A 13,856-nucleotide genomic window follows, 5' to 3' on the forward strand; every position below is an offset into this window, starting at 1 on the left:
TATAATCTTACGGGATATTTAGCCCACGAAACGCGACTGCTTTGCCGGATGGAGGGGGTAATTTCCCCTCTTGAATCTGAAGTATCTCATTGGTGGCATCTACCAGCACAGTGTTTCTGGTAAAACAGTGCCGTGTTTCTCGTGTTCGTCTTGGAACCAAAAAGGGGATGAAAACCGGATACTTAAGCGTAATCACGATGTTGCTCTCCGCTAAACGTTATCTGACGAGCCAGATTAAAAATAAACTCAATTTTCTGAAAAGTTTCAATGGTATACAGTGACATAGTCTTATTACTCACTGCGGATACAAAAGATTAATGGGTTTGTAGCTATCGTAAGCGGTAAACCCAGTGCTCAATTTTCGCGGCAATATCTTCACGCAGCTCTATATCCTCGGCAAGTGTCGCGTTCGCAATCTTCACATTGATTTCAGCTTCACCAGAATTCACCACTACCCGGCAAAAAGGATGCACTGCATGAACCTTACGACACAGGTGCGCCAGCCGCTGGGTTAGTTGCTGCCCTTCAATGTCTTGGGTCAAATCACGGAGAACTGTTATTTCAATACTGGCCGTCTCTGGTATTGTGTAGACATGTTCACGTAGAAATGTCATATCAGAGAACGTTTCCAGTGTGCGGAGATAATAAACCGTTTCATTGGACTCGGATTCATGGTTGGAGATCAAGGAGTAGCCATGTTTTTCCAACTTCTGATATGCCGATTTAGTGATAAATGATGAGTAATCCTTGCCCCACGAATCACCGTTACGCCCTTCAAAACGTGCGGGGCGGTAGTGAGCCTTGAGAAATGCATTGTCGGCATTTTAATCTTGATGATGACCATTATTATTTTCCCTGTCGAACATTAAGAAATCATTAGGTTGGTGCTATCATATTTATGTTGATAGCTATCCTCATCTTACGCATTCCGGATAAGCTGAACCCGGTGGTTTTAATTTCTTAGCTGCTTTATCTTCGAACAGCTCCTGCTGATATTTATCCCAAATATTTTCTGTTTGAAAATATTGGTCCACCATTGACAACCTTACTAATTCGTTAGCCGGTATTATTCCTTGGCCACAGACAGTTTCTTCATTAACTCACTGAACGACAATGGCTGGAAATCACTGACCGGTTTAGCTGGTACGATTCCCAGACTATCCAGCTGAGTAAGAAGTGCATCGCGTTCCCGCAGTGCAGAAATCAAGTGGCGCGATATCATTACTGACCACCCTGGCCCAAAAAGAATATGAATATTCGGGTAATTATCCCAATGATTAACTACAGCCGAAGCCAGTTTTACAGCCTCGATCTGTGGCTCTGTCAGCTTTTCAGGAGTAATCCCTTTGGGAATTACTGCCAGTTTTTGTAATCGCGCGTATACCTCGCGATTGATTTGCTTTTTCTCTGCCATAGGTATTCCTTCTGACAACTACACTAACCAAGTCACTTTGGCCTTATAACAGCATTGGTCAAAGCACATGTTGACATCTCTTGGAGTTAAATTTTTCTCGCTGGCTCTTCGCGTTTCCACAGGAAAATAAAAACGAGATTGCCGCTAACGAAATACCTAGTAATTTAAGTGTCGTTACCCCTGCCATATCTTTATCTTTGTCTTTCCATCGTCTTACATATTAAGGTGTATGTATTATGCCTGCTCTGTAGCAGGCGGCAAAATCAGTCCGTAATGAACTCTCCTTGCTCATTGTCATTTTGCGCATTCTTGTTCTACCAGATTATCGCATCATAACACTCTCAAGGCTTCAGAGTTGCTCTGCGCCAGTTTCTGCATCGCGTAAATGCCGACACTTAACGGCGATTAGTATTCAGTTCGAAAAGTATCCGGCGGTACGTGTTTAGAACTCACGCGCCACCAGCGGCTTCAGTTGTTCGGGTATACTTTGATTTCGTGTATGCCAGACTACGTTCCTTGCGCCAAGAACAGCGCAAAGCATCGGTCGTTCGGTTGGTGTTGTTCTTTTTCTCTACTACCAACGCACCATGCACTAGTCTGATTGGTTATTGCATTCAGCACCTGATTGGTCATTAGTTTTTTCTGTTCGATCTAGTTCTTCCTGTTGCAACACAATACTGAGTCTACAAAGCAGAAATCGACAAGATCCTGTCAGAAAACCCCTACAACGATTAGCATTACGATATCCTGACAGGAATATACCTATTTTGAGAACGACAGTTTCTCTCTCATTTATTTTTGTATTTCAATGAATTATCTGCCCTGAAATCCTTCGTCACCCACTAGCCCCATGATTAAATATTGGTAAACAAAACGAACAAAAATTATTAAGGGGACAATTATGGATACTACCGGTATTGCACTCGGCGGAAAGGCTGAAACAGCATTTAACTCGATTTTCGTTGACTTGATTTCGGTCAGAAAACCTGAAGGATTAGAGCTTCAGATTCGTGAGAGTAACGGCAACATCACCCGCATGATCATACCTAGCGGCACGCCTGTTTTTTTGTTCGGCTCTGAAGAGTTGGAGGACTTCCACCGAAACAATGCCAGTCACGGACAACTCTACATTGTGGATCACGGTGGTTTTCGCACCTTGAATAACCACATCTACGGTTCCAGCAACCCAATTATCCGTGACATTGTATAAGGTATTCCCATACAGGCCCTGCCAGTCAGGGCCATCCAAGATAACGACGCTTGAGGAATGCGACGTTCCACCAATGATTCGCAACTGATTAATAATGGCAATAGCATGGATGAGAATTACGTGACTTAAAAAAACGGGAATATGAGGAAGATTCGAAAAAATACAGGCCAGTTATGACCGCCTGTATATGATAATGGCGGGATCAGTTCTATTCGGAGGAATGTGACTTTTCTTCGTTGTAAGACTCAAAGATTTCCCGTACCGCTTTGTCTATACGAGATTTAAGGTCTTTATCAAGACGAGAAAACTCATAAACAAGAGTTCTGTTTTTCGGGTTTTCTTTGCGTCGTGCATAAATGAGTTTGCCTTCAAACTCACTCAGAAAGGTAACCACTTCGGGACTTACAGGGCGTGGAGCTCTGCGGGTCAGCTTCACATCGCGGAAGTAATTCATGATCGCATTTTTTACAGCATTCGGAGCTTCTTCTTGGGCATTCAGCATGCTACTCAGTGGAGAATTCCCCATTGTGCAACCTAGGTGCTGAATAGATTTACTCACGGTTGACTCCTTATGTACTCAATTCTGTCAAATACGGCTCGAACAAATATATCAGCTTAATTTTTAGCATTTCTTAGTGCGTCCGCGCTTCCCGGATACGACGCAGGGTTAGCACTGATCTCTGTATCAAATGATTCACCACAGCGCTCAGATCCATCCTGCCGGGGAAGTGATACATCAAGCATTGAAGCCCTCACGAGCGTAGTTCTGCAACGTCTGGTGATCGTATTTGGTACCCATTTTCGACATAAAGCTGATGTTGCCACGTAAGTGTAATTCAATCCCTTCATTCTCAATACGCTCTACTATTTCCGGCAGAAAGGTCAGATATTTCATTGTAGAGTGGAAGTCTACCTGTGCCGGAGTCAATAAAATGTCACCGGCCGCAATAGCGTTGAGCATAAACGCATCAAGATATGGTCCTATATCAATGAGAATAAAATCGTAGCCTTTAGACAGGCGATCAATATTAGTTTTGCGTAACACTTCTGACGGAGCCATGCCAGGCAGATATTGTTTAACCAGTTGATTCCATTCACTCGCGACGAATACATCATCAATAGATGCCGGTATGACATTTACTCTAGGCATCACGGTTGGGCGAACAAAATGTTCAAACAACTGTTCACGGCTTCCATTTCAGCAATAGCCTGATCCACGGAACGACGATTCAGCATAGACATACTTTTCGTGAATGTTTGATGATACCCTGCTTGATTAAACTCTATTCGCTGTTGCTCGATTTGCTTGCTAAGATCATACAGCATCATCTCCGCTCGCTTCGCGGTTTCTAAAATTCAACCATAGCTTTGATATTTGGATGGATGAACTACCACGGTGCCTTAAAGGGACTGCATGAGTTTGGTAACCCGGCTCTGGCAGACAGCAAATTCCGAATTTCTCGCCTTTTTATAGCCAAGTGTGAATTCGAAATACTTAACGAAGTTATCAAACAGGAAGCTTTCGTTTACGTTGGACGATTTTAGTCAGACTTGGCTGGGATGATGACGTAAGATGAATCTGTTCGCGAGATAAAATTGTTTACAACACGGTATTTTTCATACCCTAAATAAGTTAAACTGGAAGTCAATCTATCTAGTCACAGAAATGATTATGGATTACCGGATGAGTTTATTGATGAGGAGTTTAAGCAAATGGCTGACTATCACAAGAGCCAGTATCTGAGATTAAAGAGCTTCAAAAGAGTGCTTGAAAGGGTGTCGTGGTGAAAAAAAATTATCAGACCAAATCTATCGGCGTTCAGAGGATAACCCTTTCATTCTGACCTATCCAACTCGTGAAAATCTTTTCCATAGCCCCTTTGTTACCAGACCAACCGGACTGATAATCGGTCTTTTACTGAAAGACTAATGAGATACCCGATGTTGAATCTTGTGAAATATGATGATTTAAGCCCGCATGCGCGGGAAGCCGCACTCCAGTCAGCCACAGCTGGACAGAAATATCTGGCCCGTAAAGCTATACGAATACAGAAAGCAGAATCCAAACGTAACATTCACGTGGCAATCAATGATCGCTACCGCAACCGCCGTTTGTTGAACAGTATTGAGCTCGGCCGAAAAATGGAAACAGCACCAACTAACTATGTAGAACTTCTTATAATGGAAAATCTCTGCCTGTTTTCCCCTGAAGGCGATCATTTTCTCTTTTCAGAACATAAATACGTCAGTCAATTGTAAGGCAAACGTCACCAGTATCGTCGCTTGATAGGTATAACTGATACTCACTAGACAATACGAACAATTAACTCACAAGTATTTATATGAACTCGTTGATTCAACAAATTATCAACACCAAAGCCGATTTCACTGTGACCGACCAACGCGCTATAGTACATAGCAATCTTATTATCTGCCGCTATAGTTTGGCCAGCTGAATGTTGACAAACTGCCTGTTAAAGGCTCCCTGCGTATGAGTACGGGTATCACCCCCCTCCCCTCTTCGCTGGTGATCAGTGAATATCTGTTTATCAGCTACTCCAGCGTTGAAACTTTGCCGGATGGCTTACTCTTGTCTGGTGTACTAAACGTGGCCCCCTCCTCTTATTAAGCTGTTTGAAAGTCTTTGTATAGGGAAATAAGATGATGATTGGTAATGCACAGGTGAAGGAAATTTTGGCGCCTATCTTCTATGGGAAGATTTTCAGTGAGTTTGGGAACGTGCAGAGTGTCGTTTCCTCTGACCGGCACATGGACCACGTCTTTGACCTGCATACTGCGGATAGTATTTTCATGCCAGACGGTGAAATATTTTGCAAACCCAGTAGTGTTCGCGCTGGTGGTGCGAGATAACCATGACGTAGACCCGGAGATCGGGTATTTTCAGTGTAGTTACAGTAAAACAAACCATCACTGTCCCGACAGGTCGGGTTTATCCGGCGTGCCTGCTCCTTCTTGATCAGGCGGTTGCCTATCTAACGAGCAGCATTCACCATATCGTTCAGGCGAATGCAGTCGTTTGACAGGTTCAGGAGTACGTGATCAGCAAGATTACAGTCAGGAGCATCACACTCAAGCTGTCTGTCGGCATACAGCCTATGGCCGCGATTTTTATCTCGATATACACCGTATTCCGGCTACTATATTTTCCAACTCCGCTGAATTTTACGAATGCTCGTAGAGCATCTCAGCAACTGAAAAACCAACATTTTGAGACTCAAACCACTGCCAGATTTCGTGAGTGCCGGTACCGATCGGAAAATGTAAAAAAGGCTCAGAAATGGCAATGTAATCAATAAACGTTTCATCATCCTGTGTAATTTCATCAACAGGAATAGCTCCCAGTCTCTTCCACAACTTTTTCAGTTGTAAGAGCGAATACTTATTTACCGGTTTCTTCGGCAGGGTAGCAAATAAATCACTATAGTTCGATTTTTCTAAGCTAAGCGGCTCTACATCAAAATGAAAAACTGGTTCACTTCCTAGGATATTTGACATTTCATTCACGAATTCGTAAGGGGAGAACATGGTTATTTCTGTAACTGGTAGATAAGGTTTGTTTGCATCTTCATTATTGTTAATAGATACCAAGAAAGCTTTATCATTGACGTAGGCAATCTCGCGGCCATCAGACAGAAGAACGTATGTTGCGATTGAGGACATGGTATAACCCTGCGTGTGTTTATTTTGATTCGTTTACTGAACTTAGTAAAGCATATGTTGTACCGGTGACGAACACACAGGCATAAAATCTATGGTCACTCTCTTTTTTATTTTTCTATTTTATTTATGCACGTGACAGCTAGTTTCTTTTTGCAGATACCTTACATCTGACGGATATTCGTAAATTAGTGTGTATAAGGGAATTAAAAATGCCAAACAATGTGACAAATGTTATTGAAGCCAACTCAGAAGTAATTCAGTCCATGTTGAATAAAGAAGGCTCTGTTGATTTTTGCAAAATTTTTCCAAAACACGGAGATCTCAACATGGGTGAATCGTTCGGAATTTGTATGGACATTGAGAGTGCAGCACAAATTAATGTGCAAAGAAAAGGTTTCAGATAACGAACTGATGACACGCCTTGATATGGTTAACCGTCTTAGAGTAAGCGCGCTAGAGATGTCTGATAAAGAGTTTGAGCAATTCGTTCAAATGATGCGCAATAGGCGTAATCACGGCTTTTATCACTGCATTGATTATGCGCTAAATTCTTGGGGTACTAAATGGAATGCATACGGACAAAACCCAGAAGCAAACACCCAGACTAAAGTGACTTTTGAAACTGCGTGGTCACATCCTTTTTCCGTTATTCAGGCGTTATCTAAGAAGTTCCCTAATGAACAAATAACGGTAAAATTTGCTGACGAAGCAACAGGTAGTAACTGCGGTTACTACACCATGCAAAATGGTGAACTCTTAGTTGAGAGCATTGCACATTCTTGGAGTGATCAGACTGACGATGAAAAGAAAAAAAAATGGACTGAATTTGCTTTCAGGTTTTACCATTCAGAAACTAACCCTCGTGAATATGGGTACAATGAAAACTGGGTATACGATGAAAACCTAGAAGACGAGTAAGGAGTAATTAAGTGCTAAACATCAATAACCTTAAGTAATTGAGCGTGAGGAACATGAAGAAAGTTGTGTTTTTCACGCTCAATCCATATTTCCAAACCGTAATTGTTCCGAGTGCGGATCTTCCAACACGGTAATCTTTGGCAAAGTAAGTCAGCCATATAGTGATACGCCAATGTTCGGTAAAACCGTCAAGATCAAGTTCGATAGAAAGAGACTTCGCTGTAAATACTGTAACAAGACTTCCTTTGAGCAACTAGATTGGCTTTCAAGTAACTTTCTCATGACGAAACGAGCTGAGGACTACGTGATGCGAATGTGCGGAAAAGTACCTTTTACGCATGTTGCAACGGGCATGGACATAACAGAGGATACAGTCAGAAATATCTTTGCTAACTAACCCGATATATGGACACCGACTTAATTCAAGTAGGTGAGTGAATTTCTCTGACATTGTAGTCGCAAGCATATATTCGGCTTCAATGAGCCCTGATGAAAATCCGCACTCTCTGCCCCCATACCTTCGTCGTCGATAAAATCAATAATGGTGGTTTATCCATTTCGCGCCCCTGAATGAGAAGGAACAGCGAAAGAACCTCCTACATGGTATTCTTGTGATAGCATAATGATTGTCATATTTTTCCTCATCATTGTGGTAGAAGTGTCATTTTTAGTGATGTGTATCTGGTGGTGAAATGCCCGCCATGCTGCGGGCACAGGTATAGGTATAGGTAATGATAAATCAGTTTTTAATGACGTGCTGACAATAAACCTCGAAGGCTTTTTCTTTCGGTAATTCGTTGATAATGACAATATCACTGCCCTCACGTTGGCGTAGGGAAGAAAAGAGCTCGGCTTTATCAAGAATGGCGTTCAGATTTGTCTTTGGCAGATTGTACAGGTTGCCATCTTTCACAAAAAGCACCTTTTCAATGACAGCTGGCTTGTTAGTCTGTGGGTCGATGAAATCACAGATATACGGAGGAAGAGATTTAGCGTAGGCTTTAGCCTTAGCTAACTTGTTTATCATATCGGGCTGCGCATAAATAAAGGTACTTCCACCGTGGCCTTCATTGCTGGTCGCAGCTACTCTGATACCGTCAAAGTAAATCGACGCTTCAAAGCACCATGTTTCTTGACTGGCAAAGGATGCAACTTTGAGGTTTTTTAAAGTAATGCGGTTTTGTTGGATCATTGGAGCCTCTTGTTTTCTTTCCTCAATAATTATCACCCTATCCTCTCAAGTGACGAAGTGCCTAATAAATGGGGTCTACTTCACTTGGTGTGCTTTGAATGAAAACAATACACTGGCTTTTCAATGTATCGAGGGGAGATCATCGGTTTTCTACCTTAGTTTTATCCGACGTACAGGCCGGCGTGATTTGGTGGTGGCTGCATCCTTGGAAATTCCGTTTCCTGTAACTGCCAGGAAAAGCTTGCATGCTACTCCGCATCGAGTGGGAGGTATTCCCACCCAGTCTTCATACGAAAGTAAACATCGCTGGTGGTGATAATCCGGGCCCCGGTAGTGTCAGATATTCATGGACTCCAGCTGTGTCGTGCATTTTTTCGCGCTGGCAATAATGTAGTATTCGGTTTCGTCGGCATTCATTATAGTTGTCTATCATCATCAGCGCGGAGGTTTCCGGGTCTCCGTAGTATTCACCGTTAGAAACACGGATACCGTCAGCGGTACGCAGGGCAAAAACATGATCCATGTAGTCTACTGAAAACTTCGCTCACCACGTTTTCAAATTCTCGCGGGCTGTTCACGTGTAGATCTCACCACAGGACAAGGAAACTAGGATAGTGGTTACCCCTGTATTACCAATAATCAGCCACTTTTCGACACGGAGATTGTCCGGCAGCTTCTCGATGTGATATACAGGTCTTTACCCACTACGAGCGCAGCTGGCAAGGCACGGATCCCCGGACCTACGTGCAGGGAGCCTTTAACGGTCAGTTCTACGGGTAAATCACAACTGATAGATAATCTTCTAATAGACCATAGTGACGGCCGCAGACCTTTAGATCACTGTGAACAATGACGCGATTACCAGAAAGATAAAAAGTAGCGTTTGTCACGGCCAGTTGTTCTATTAAGGTTTTCATATCGTAGCCCTGTGAGTGTGAATGTTCGATTTGCGGTCATTCGGTCCTTCAATAATGCTAAAAGGAAACGCTGAGACTTCATGCCTGGCGCAAAGAAAAGCTTTTTCGAGATTGCGTAGGTAAATCACCTTTTCGTCCGCCAGCCTAGCAAACCCCAGAAACGCAGGTATCACGATTTTTATCATTGAAGGTATCATTTTAAATATTCACTGTGGCTAGTGCTTGAGTGTCACCCTTTTGATGAACATAGTTCCATGTTGAAGTTTGTCCCATAAAGATCGTAATAGAACGTCTCATCATAGTCATTCTTGGGCAATATCCTTCGCATCAACATTATTCAGAGTGTAATAGAGTCTTACTTTGTGCTGAGTGCTGATTATCATCTACCTGAATTTTCTGAACAGTTACTTTGATTTCTGTAACCGGGTAGCGAGCATTTTACCATGCGTCAAAAACTCTAGCACAGGGAATTCATAGACGATAGCAAGACAGCAATGAACAAAGACTTTACCGTTTCTAACCTGATAGCTGTATCAGATTAGGGAACATGTGAGCCGCATACATTTGTAAGTTTGGCAGATAACGTAGATTCAGTCTGGTCTTGCCCGTAGGGTGGTCACTTTTTCCAACACATACATTGATAACACGTGTACCACAATAATTGGTAAGATCGCCACTACCAGCGATGTTATTAAAAAATGCGCTGGCTGGAATAAATGTATTACTAAAGGCAATTCGAAATTAACCTTTTTGTACCTTCGGCAATGAATGTTTCATCCACAAATTGCTTGCATAGAACAGGATCGCACCTGCTTGAGCTTGCCACCGTACATCGTATGTTTCTATGATGCGGATATTAGATTTTTTTACCCGGATATACATACGTCCGTCATCAATGAATTTAATGTTGTCCAGATGGTTTTTTTGTCGCGTTTTGACATTGATATTTTCCTCCTGTACTGGTGGTTGAATGTCAACGGATCACGCGACGAAAAAATTGAGAATGTCCTGCCCGTATTTCTTGAATTTAATCCGTGTGTCGAGAATCGTCACTGCGCCGGTATCCTGTTCAGTACGGATAAGACGTCCTACGGGCCTGCATCAGCATTCGGTTTGTCCAGCATGTCAACGATGGTCTGTTACTTGATGTTGGTAATTACACATCGAGTGTTGATAATCCCATTCACAAATCGTTAATTGAATTCGTGTATTTTTGGAAGCCATCTTTTAAGCCACGTTTCCAGCTCTGTTTTGTCCACATTGGATATTCTGGATATCTCGCATTGATAACGAGTAAATTCAGCATGATACATATTTGAATCATCAATCCATACTGTTACAACGCCCTCGTATCCAGAAAAAGTCACCACCTTATATTTCTCAAGTGCATCCAGACCTTTATCTGGTTCAGAGAATTCTTGCCTGTCAGAGTTATAATCTCTTCCATGTTGGCAACCATCCAACATGACAGTCACAAAGCTTTGCATTGAATTTTCACTCATAATTATCTCCATACATCTAGTATCATGTACATTCAAAATCGGTGGTTGGTGACTAACATTGGGACACTCGGTGCACCTGGTCAACCATAAAACCTGATTTATTAAATTAAGACTGATCAACCGCTAAATCTGGCTCCCCTTAATAATCTGCTCTTGCAGTGCAACGGTAGCAGTGGAGAGAATCAGAGTCTTGCCTTTCTTTTTTGCAAGTAGGATCAGGGGTAGGCAATAACCGAGCGTTTTACCTGTTCCAGTTCCGGCTTCAACAACGCCAACATACGGTGTGATGTTCTCCTCATCCGGTATACCATTAATCAAAGAGAAACAGAAATTCATCATTTCTTTCTGACCTTCACGTGTAGTCAGACCTTTCGATTCCAAAAAAGTACTGTAGGCTTTAGTGACCTGTTCTGCTGCGGTAAGTTTGGGGTTCTTTGTACTCATGGATTTGCCCTGTTATTTTTTAATTCTTATCTTTATCTATCATAACTCAGCTTAACAAATGACAAAGACTGTCCGGGCAAAAAACAGGGAGAATAAACAACATTTACCCGCTACAAAAATCACCAGATAACCCTTGTCAGCTCTGGGTTTCATGAAAAAATTTCAGCCTGAAATTCCCAAAAAAACGGGCCAATTTGTACCGGCCCGTCCTCGCCTTTTATTTTTCGCTCAGTAAGACCAGATTTGTAACCTTAGCCTCGTAACGCACGTTCGTGTGCTTTTCAAAGAATCCTGAATGAGCTTCGGAATGAAAAATCCGTAGGTAAGGTCTGTCGTAGCAAAAGTCAATTTTCTCAAAGTTAATATCGCATTCCAGATCTACAAAATTGATTAAAGGATTCACTGCCAATATCTCGCAGGCTTTATGCACACTTTCTGCGTTCCATTTCAGTTGTGCCCCTGAGTATTCTCCTGCTGCGTAATCATCATGGCAGTAGTTGAAACTTTCTATATCAGCAACTTTGTTAAAGCAGGTGTCGTAATACGTATCCACCAGTTTAATGGTATTCATCAGCTGAGTACCCACATCGGTCGGAAGTTCTGCAATCCGTTTTGCAGGAATCAAGCCTATCAGTTCGTAGTGTACAACTGTAGTGATGCTGATGGTTTTACATTTCAATGTGGCAGCACATTGCCAGTTCACATGTATCTGCTCGTTGTTATTTACGAAGAATGATGTTCCCTTCACAATATCTCCAGGTTTATTCAACCACCACATGTTTCGTTTATGAGTCCAGTTTTTCACACAGAAGTTATTCATCACATTTCCTTATTTATTATTTAGTAGAGGAAACTCTGCGGAGGATATCCGACAGAGTCAGGCAAAATGACGGCATCAGACAATATCGCGACTCATCGGAACATACTGACTGTACGGAATGGTATTGAGGGTTAGGCAACTACCGTGATCTACAATGTAGGATGTACTGGAACGATGAGGAGCACGATGAAAGTCCGCCAATTCTTCCGAGTCAAAGTAAAACGAAGGTGTGTTGGTGCGCAATGTCAGGGTGATGATTTCGCCGTTGCCTTCACGAACGCGAACCTGTTTACCTTCTAGCTGGCGGGCAGGCTTCAGATAAGCAAAAATGTCGTTAAAGGCGGAGTCAGCTACACTACCCAGACCCAAGATAACTACTTCATTGATATTATTCATGCTAGCTCCTTTTTTGTTCGTTTTGTTTACCTCATATTTAAGCATGACTTCCACAGTTGACGAAGGGAATATATGACATTTTACCGCAAGGAATTTCATATATAACCTTTTGATTTAACTATATATATAAGAAAAATTTCAGGGTGAAATTCCCACGATTTTATGTCTTAAAAACAACAAAGCTGTCCGAAATCGGATAACACAGTCTCTATTGTGAATGATATGGTTGAAGTCTACAGATACCCAAAAAATGCCCCATCACACAGCTCATAATGGAGAGAATGCCTTCATTCCAACAATTCTTGCCAGGGCGAAGATCGCTTCTCGTTCAGCAGCATCTCCACCAATTGTTGAGAGCAGTATTTTCATACAAATGGCATAATCGTAAACTGATTAAATAGAACCTCATACCGTTAGGTAGGTGAAAATTAAGGAATAGCTGATAACAAAGCCAGCACACCAATTGTGGCAAACATCGACAGTAATGCAGCAGTAGTGAGACGGACGCTGGAGTTAAATGATTTTTGGTTCATTGCAATGTTGGTGTTCATGTGGATCTCAAGTTATGAGATGTGAGCAAAGGCTTTATTATTGGAGCTGTTCCAATGCTGAAAAAAAGTAGCAAATTGTCGTGATAAATGCTGTCCTAATATCCAGAATCATTATTTTTATCAACATATCTTTCCAATACTGAACACTGGCTAGGATGAATATAGTTAACCTGAGTTCTGGATAAGAAATTGACAAGAAGCCTGTTCCGGGAGCAAAGTTTTGGTGAACGCCGAAAGCAGCTCCGGGGAGGAACAGGCTATGGATAAGTTAGTGGAAATTTTCTGCGATGTCGACGATTTTTGCCGTTCTTTCATCCCCCCGTGGACGCAGTTTTGTCTTGATAACGGATACCGTCTACGCCGCCGACAAGGTCGCATGTATCCCAGTGAAATCATGACTATCCTGATCCTCTTTCATCTGTCACATTACCGGGATTTTAAACATTTTTATCTGGAGCATCTTTGGAAATATCACCACAATGATTTTCCCGCCTTGCTCAGCTATACCTGTTTTATTGGTGTCGCGCCTTCCGTTTTGGTACCATTGTGCAGTTATCTGACTCAATTAAAAGGGAAACCGACTGGCATTGCTTTTATTGATTCCACAAGTTTGCGCATTTGTCATAACATCCGCATTGTCCGTCATAAGGTTTTTGAGGGGAGCGCAAAACGAGGAAAAACCTCGATGGGAGGGTTTTACGACTTCAAGTTACACTTGATTGTTAACCACCTGGGTGAAATTCTGGCACTGAAAGTGACTGCGGGTAATGTGGATGATCGGGAACCGGTTCACGAATTAACAAAAGAATTA

25 protein-coding genes and 1 pseudogene are annotated in these 13,856 nt (G+C 42.2%); 10 read left to right on the forward strand and 16 right to left on the reverse strand.

Annotated features, from left to right (window positions below; all coding sequences use genetic code 11):
• Positions 1 to 92: 92 nt before the first annotated feature.
• Positions 93 to 281, forward strand: a complete 189-nt coding sequence (locus tag OO184_RS19290; RefSeq protein ID WP_265380573.1) for a hypothetical protein — start codon at positions 93 to 95, stop codon at positions 279 to 281.
• A 48-nt stretch (positions 282 to 329) separates the two neighbouring features.
• Here OO184_RS19290 and OO184_RS19295 read toward each other — a convergent pair whose 3' ends face one another.
• The 4 genes from OO184_RS19295 to OO184_RS19310 form a co-directional block, all read right to left on the reverse strand.
• Entirely contained in the window at positions 330 to 614 is a 285-nt protein-coding gene (locus tag OO184_RS19295; RefSeq protein ID WP_265380574.1) for a hypothetical protein, read from the reverse strand.
• 300 nt (positions 615 to 914) lie between these two features.
• Positions 915 to 1,037, reverse strand: a complete 123-nt coding sequence (locus tag OO184_RS19300; RefSeq protein ID WP_265380575.1) for a hypothetical protein — start codon at positions 1,035 to 1,037, stop codon at positions 915 to 917.
• A gap of 29 nt (positions 1,038 to 1,066) precedes the next feature.
• Complete coding sequence (locus OO184_RS19305; protein WP_265380576.1) at positions 1,067 to 1,414, reverse strand: hypothetical protein; 348 nt, start codon at positions 1,412 to 1,414, stop codon at positions 1,067 to 1,069.
• Positions 1,415 to 1,921: 507 nt separating this feature from the next.
• Complete coding sequence (locus tag OO184_RS19310) at positions 1,922 to 2,047, reverse strand: hypothetical protein (RefSeq protein ID WP_265380577.1); 126 nt, start codon at positions 2,045 to 2,047, stop codon at positions 1,922 to 1,924.
• 268 nt (positions 2,048 to 2,315) lie between these two features.
• Between OO184_RS19310 and OO184_RS19315 the strand changes: the two genes are divergently transcribed.
• Complete coding sequence (locus tag OO184_RS19315) at positions 2,316 to 2,624, forward strand: hypothetical protein (protein ID WP_265380578.1); 309 nt, start codon at positions 2,316 to 2,318, stop codon at positions 2,622 to 2,624.
• A gap of 208 nt (positions 2,625 to 2,832) precedes the next feature.
• Here OO184_RS19315 and OO184_RS19320 read toward each other — a convergent pair whose 3' ends face one another.
• From OO184_RS19320 to OO184_RS25340, 3 genes and pseudogenes are all read right to left on the reverse strand, one after another.
• Entirely contained in the window at positions 2,833 to 3,183 is a 351-nt protein-coding gene (locus OO184_RS19320; protein ID WP_265380579.1) for a ParB family protein, read from the reverse strand.
• A gap of 56 nt (positions 3,184 to 3,239) precedes the next feature.
• Positions 3,240 to 3,810 (reverse strand): annotated as a pseudogene (locus OO184_RS19325) (ParA family protein); the annotation flags it as partial.
• Positions 3,774 to 3,953 (reverse strand): hypothetical protein, encoded by a 180-nt coding sequence (locus tag OO184_RS25340; protein ID WP_376712585.1) that lies wholly within the window; start codon positions 3,951 to 3,953, stop codon positions 3,774 to 3,776. The gene OO184_RS25340 and the pseudogene OO184_RS19325, both read right to left, overlap by 37 nt.
• Before the next feature lie 612 nt (positions 3,954 to 4,565).
• Here OO184_RS25340 and OO184_RS19330 point away from each other — a divergent pair.
• The 3 genes from OO184_RS19330 to OO184_RS19340 all read left to right on the forward strand — a co-directional run bounded on the left by OO184_RS19330 (position 4,566) and on the right by OO184_RS19340 (position 5,495).
• Positions 4,566 to 4,883, forward strand: coding sequence for a hypothetical protein (locus tag OO184_RS19330; protein ID WP_265380580.1), 318 nt, complete (start codon positions 4,566 to 4,568; stop codon positions 4,881 to 4,883).
• Positions 4,884 to 5,115: 232 nt separating this feature from the next.
• Positions 5,116 to 5,253, forward strand: coding sequence for a hypothetical protein (locus OO184_RS19335; protein WP_265380581.1), 138 nt, complete (start codon positions 5,116 to 5,118; stop codon positions 5,251 to 5,253).
• 32 nt (positions 5,254 to 5,285) lie between these two features.
• Positions 5,286 to 5,495, forward strand: coding sequence for a hypothetical protein (locus OO184_RS19340; RefSeq protein WP_265380582.1), 210 nt, complete (start codon positions 5,286 to 5,288; stop codon positions 5,493 to 5,495).
• A gap of 312 nt (positions 5,496 to 5,807) precedes the next feature.
• Here OO184_RS19340 and OO184_RS19345 read toward each other — a convergent pair whose 3' ends face one another.
• Complete coding sequence (locus OO184_RS19345) at positions 5,808 to 6,305, reverse strand: hypothetical protein (RefSeq protein ID WP_265380583.1); 498 nt, start codon at positions 6,303 to 6,305, stop codon at positions 5,808 to 5,810.
• Between the two features lie 209 nt (positions 6,306 to 6,514).
• Between OO184_RS19345 and OO184_RS19350 the strand changes: the two genes are divergently transcribed.
• The 3 genes from OO184_RS19350 to OO184_RS25345 all read left to right on the forward strand — a co-directional run bounded on the left by OO184_RS19350 (position 6,515) and on the right by OO184_RS25345 (position 7,620).
• Positions 6,515 to 6,709 carry a hypothetical protein gene (locus OO184_RS19350; RefSeq protein ID WP_265380584.1) on the forward strand — a complete coding sequence of 65 codons (195 nt, stop codon included), beginning with the start codon at positions 6,515 to 6,517 and terminating at the stop codon, positions 6,707 to 6,709.
• Between the two features lie 7 nt (positions 6,710 to 6,716).
• A complete protein-coding gene (locus tag OO184_RS19355; RefSeq protein WP_265380585.1) occupies positions 6,717 to 7,223 on the forward strand; it encodes a DUF1281 family ferredoxin-like fold protein in 507 nt (168 codons plus the stop codon).
• 85 nt (positions 7,224 to 7,308) lie between these two features.
• The gene (locus OO184_RS25345; RefSeq protein ID WP_376712586.1) at positions 7,309 to 7,620 is read left to right on the forward strand and encodes a helix-turn-helix domain-containing protein; all 312 of its coding nucleotides are present in this window, start codon (positions 7,309 to 7,311) and stop codon (positions 7,618 to 7,620) included.
• Positions 7,621 to 7,962: 342 nt separating this feature from the next.
• Here OO184_RS25345 and OO184_RS19360 read toward each other — a convergent pair whose 3' ends face one another.
• Complete coding sequence (locus OO184_RS19360) at positions 7,963 to 8,415, reverse strand: hypothetical protein (RefSeq protein ID WP_265380586.1); 453 nt, start codon at positions 8,413 to 8,415, stop codon at positions 7,963 to 7,965.
• A gap of 94 nt (positions 8,416 to 8,509) precedes the next feature.
• Between OO184_RS19360 and OO184_RS19365 the strand changes: the two genes are divergently transcribed.
• Positions 8,510 to 8,731, forward strand: a complete 222-nt coding sequence (locus OO184_RS19365) for a hypothetical protein (protein ID WP_265380587.1) — start codon at positions 8,510 to 8,512, stop codon at positions 8,729 to 8,731.
• 454 nt (positions 8,732 to 9,185) lie between these two features.
• On the opposite strand, the gene OO184_RS19370 is transcribed toward OO184_RS19365, so the two are convergent.
• The 7 genes from OO184_RS19370 to OO184_RS19395 form a co-directional block, all read right to left on the reverse strand.
• Entirely contained in the window at positions 9,186 to 9,332 is a 147-nt protein-coding gene (locus OO184_RS19370) for a hypothetical protein (protein WP_265380588.1), read from the reverse strand.
• A gap of 981 nt (positions 9,333 to 10,313) precedes the next feature.
• The gene (locus OO184_RS25350; protein ID WP_376712587.1) at positions 10,314 to 10,412 is read right to left on the reverse strand and encodes a hypothetical protein; all 99 of its coding nucleotides are present in this window, start codon (positions 10,410 to 10,412) and stop codon (positions 10,314 to 10,316) included.
• Positions 10,413 to 10,525: 113 nt separating this feature from the next.
• On the reverse strand, positions 10,526 to 10,834 hold the full coding sequence (locus OO184_RS19375; RefSeq protein WP_265380589.1) for a hypothetical protein: 309 nt from the start codon (positions 10,832 to 10,834) through the stop codon (positions 10,526 to 10,528).
• A 123-nt stretch (positions 10,835 to 10,957) separates the two neighbouring features.
• Positions 10,958 to 11,278 (reverse strand): DEAD/DEAH box helicase, encoded by a 321-nt coding sequence (locus tag OO184_RS19380; RefSeq protein WP_265380590.1) that lies wholly within the window; start codon positions 11,276 to 11,278, stop codon positions 10,958 to 10,960.
• A 217-nt stretch (positions 11,279 to 11,495) separates the two neighbouring features.
• Positions 11,496 to 12,098 (reverse strand): hypothetical protein, encoded by a 603-nt coding sequence (locus OO184_RS19385; RefSeq protein ID WP_265380591.1) that lies wholly within the window; start codon positions 12,096 to 12,098, stop codon positions 11,496 to 11,498.
• Between the two features lie 75 nt (positions 12,099 to 12,173).
• Positions 12,174 to 12,467, reverse strand: coding sequence for a hypothetical protein (locus tag OO184_RS19390; protein ID WP_265380592.1), 294 nt, complete (start codon positions 12,465 to 12,467; stop codon positions 12,174 to 12,176).
• 455 nt (positions 12,468 to 12,922) lie between these two features.
• Positions 12,923 to 13,045, reverse strand: coding sequence for a hypothetical protein (locus OO184_RS19395; protein ID WP_265380593.1), 123 nt, complete (start codon positions 13,043 to 13,045; stop codon positions 12,923 to 12,925).
• 259 nt (positions 13,046 to 13,304) lie between these two features.
• Here OO184_RS19395 and OO184_RS19400 point away from each other — a divergent pair.
• Positions 13,305 to 13,856 (forward strand): IS982 family transposase (locus OO184_RS19400; RefSeq protein WP_265380594.1); only part of this gene is annotated, 552 nt, incomplete at its 3' end.

It is taken from the genome of Photorhabdus aballayi (assembly GCF_026153155.1).
GTDB classification, from domain to species: Bacteria; Pseudomonadota; Gammaproteobacteria; order Enterobacterales; family Enterobacteriaceae; genus Photorhabdus; species Photorhabdus luminescens.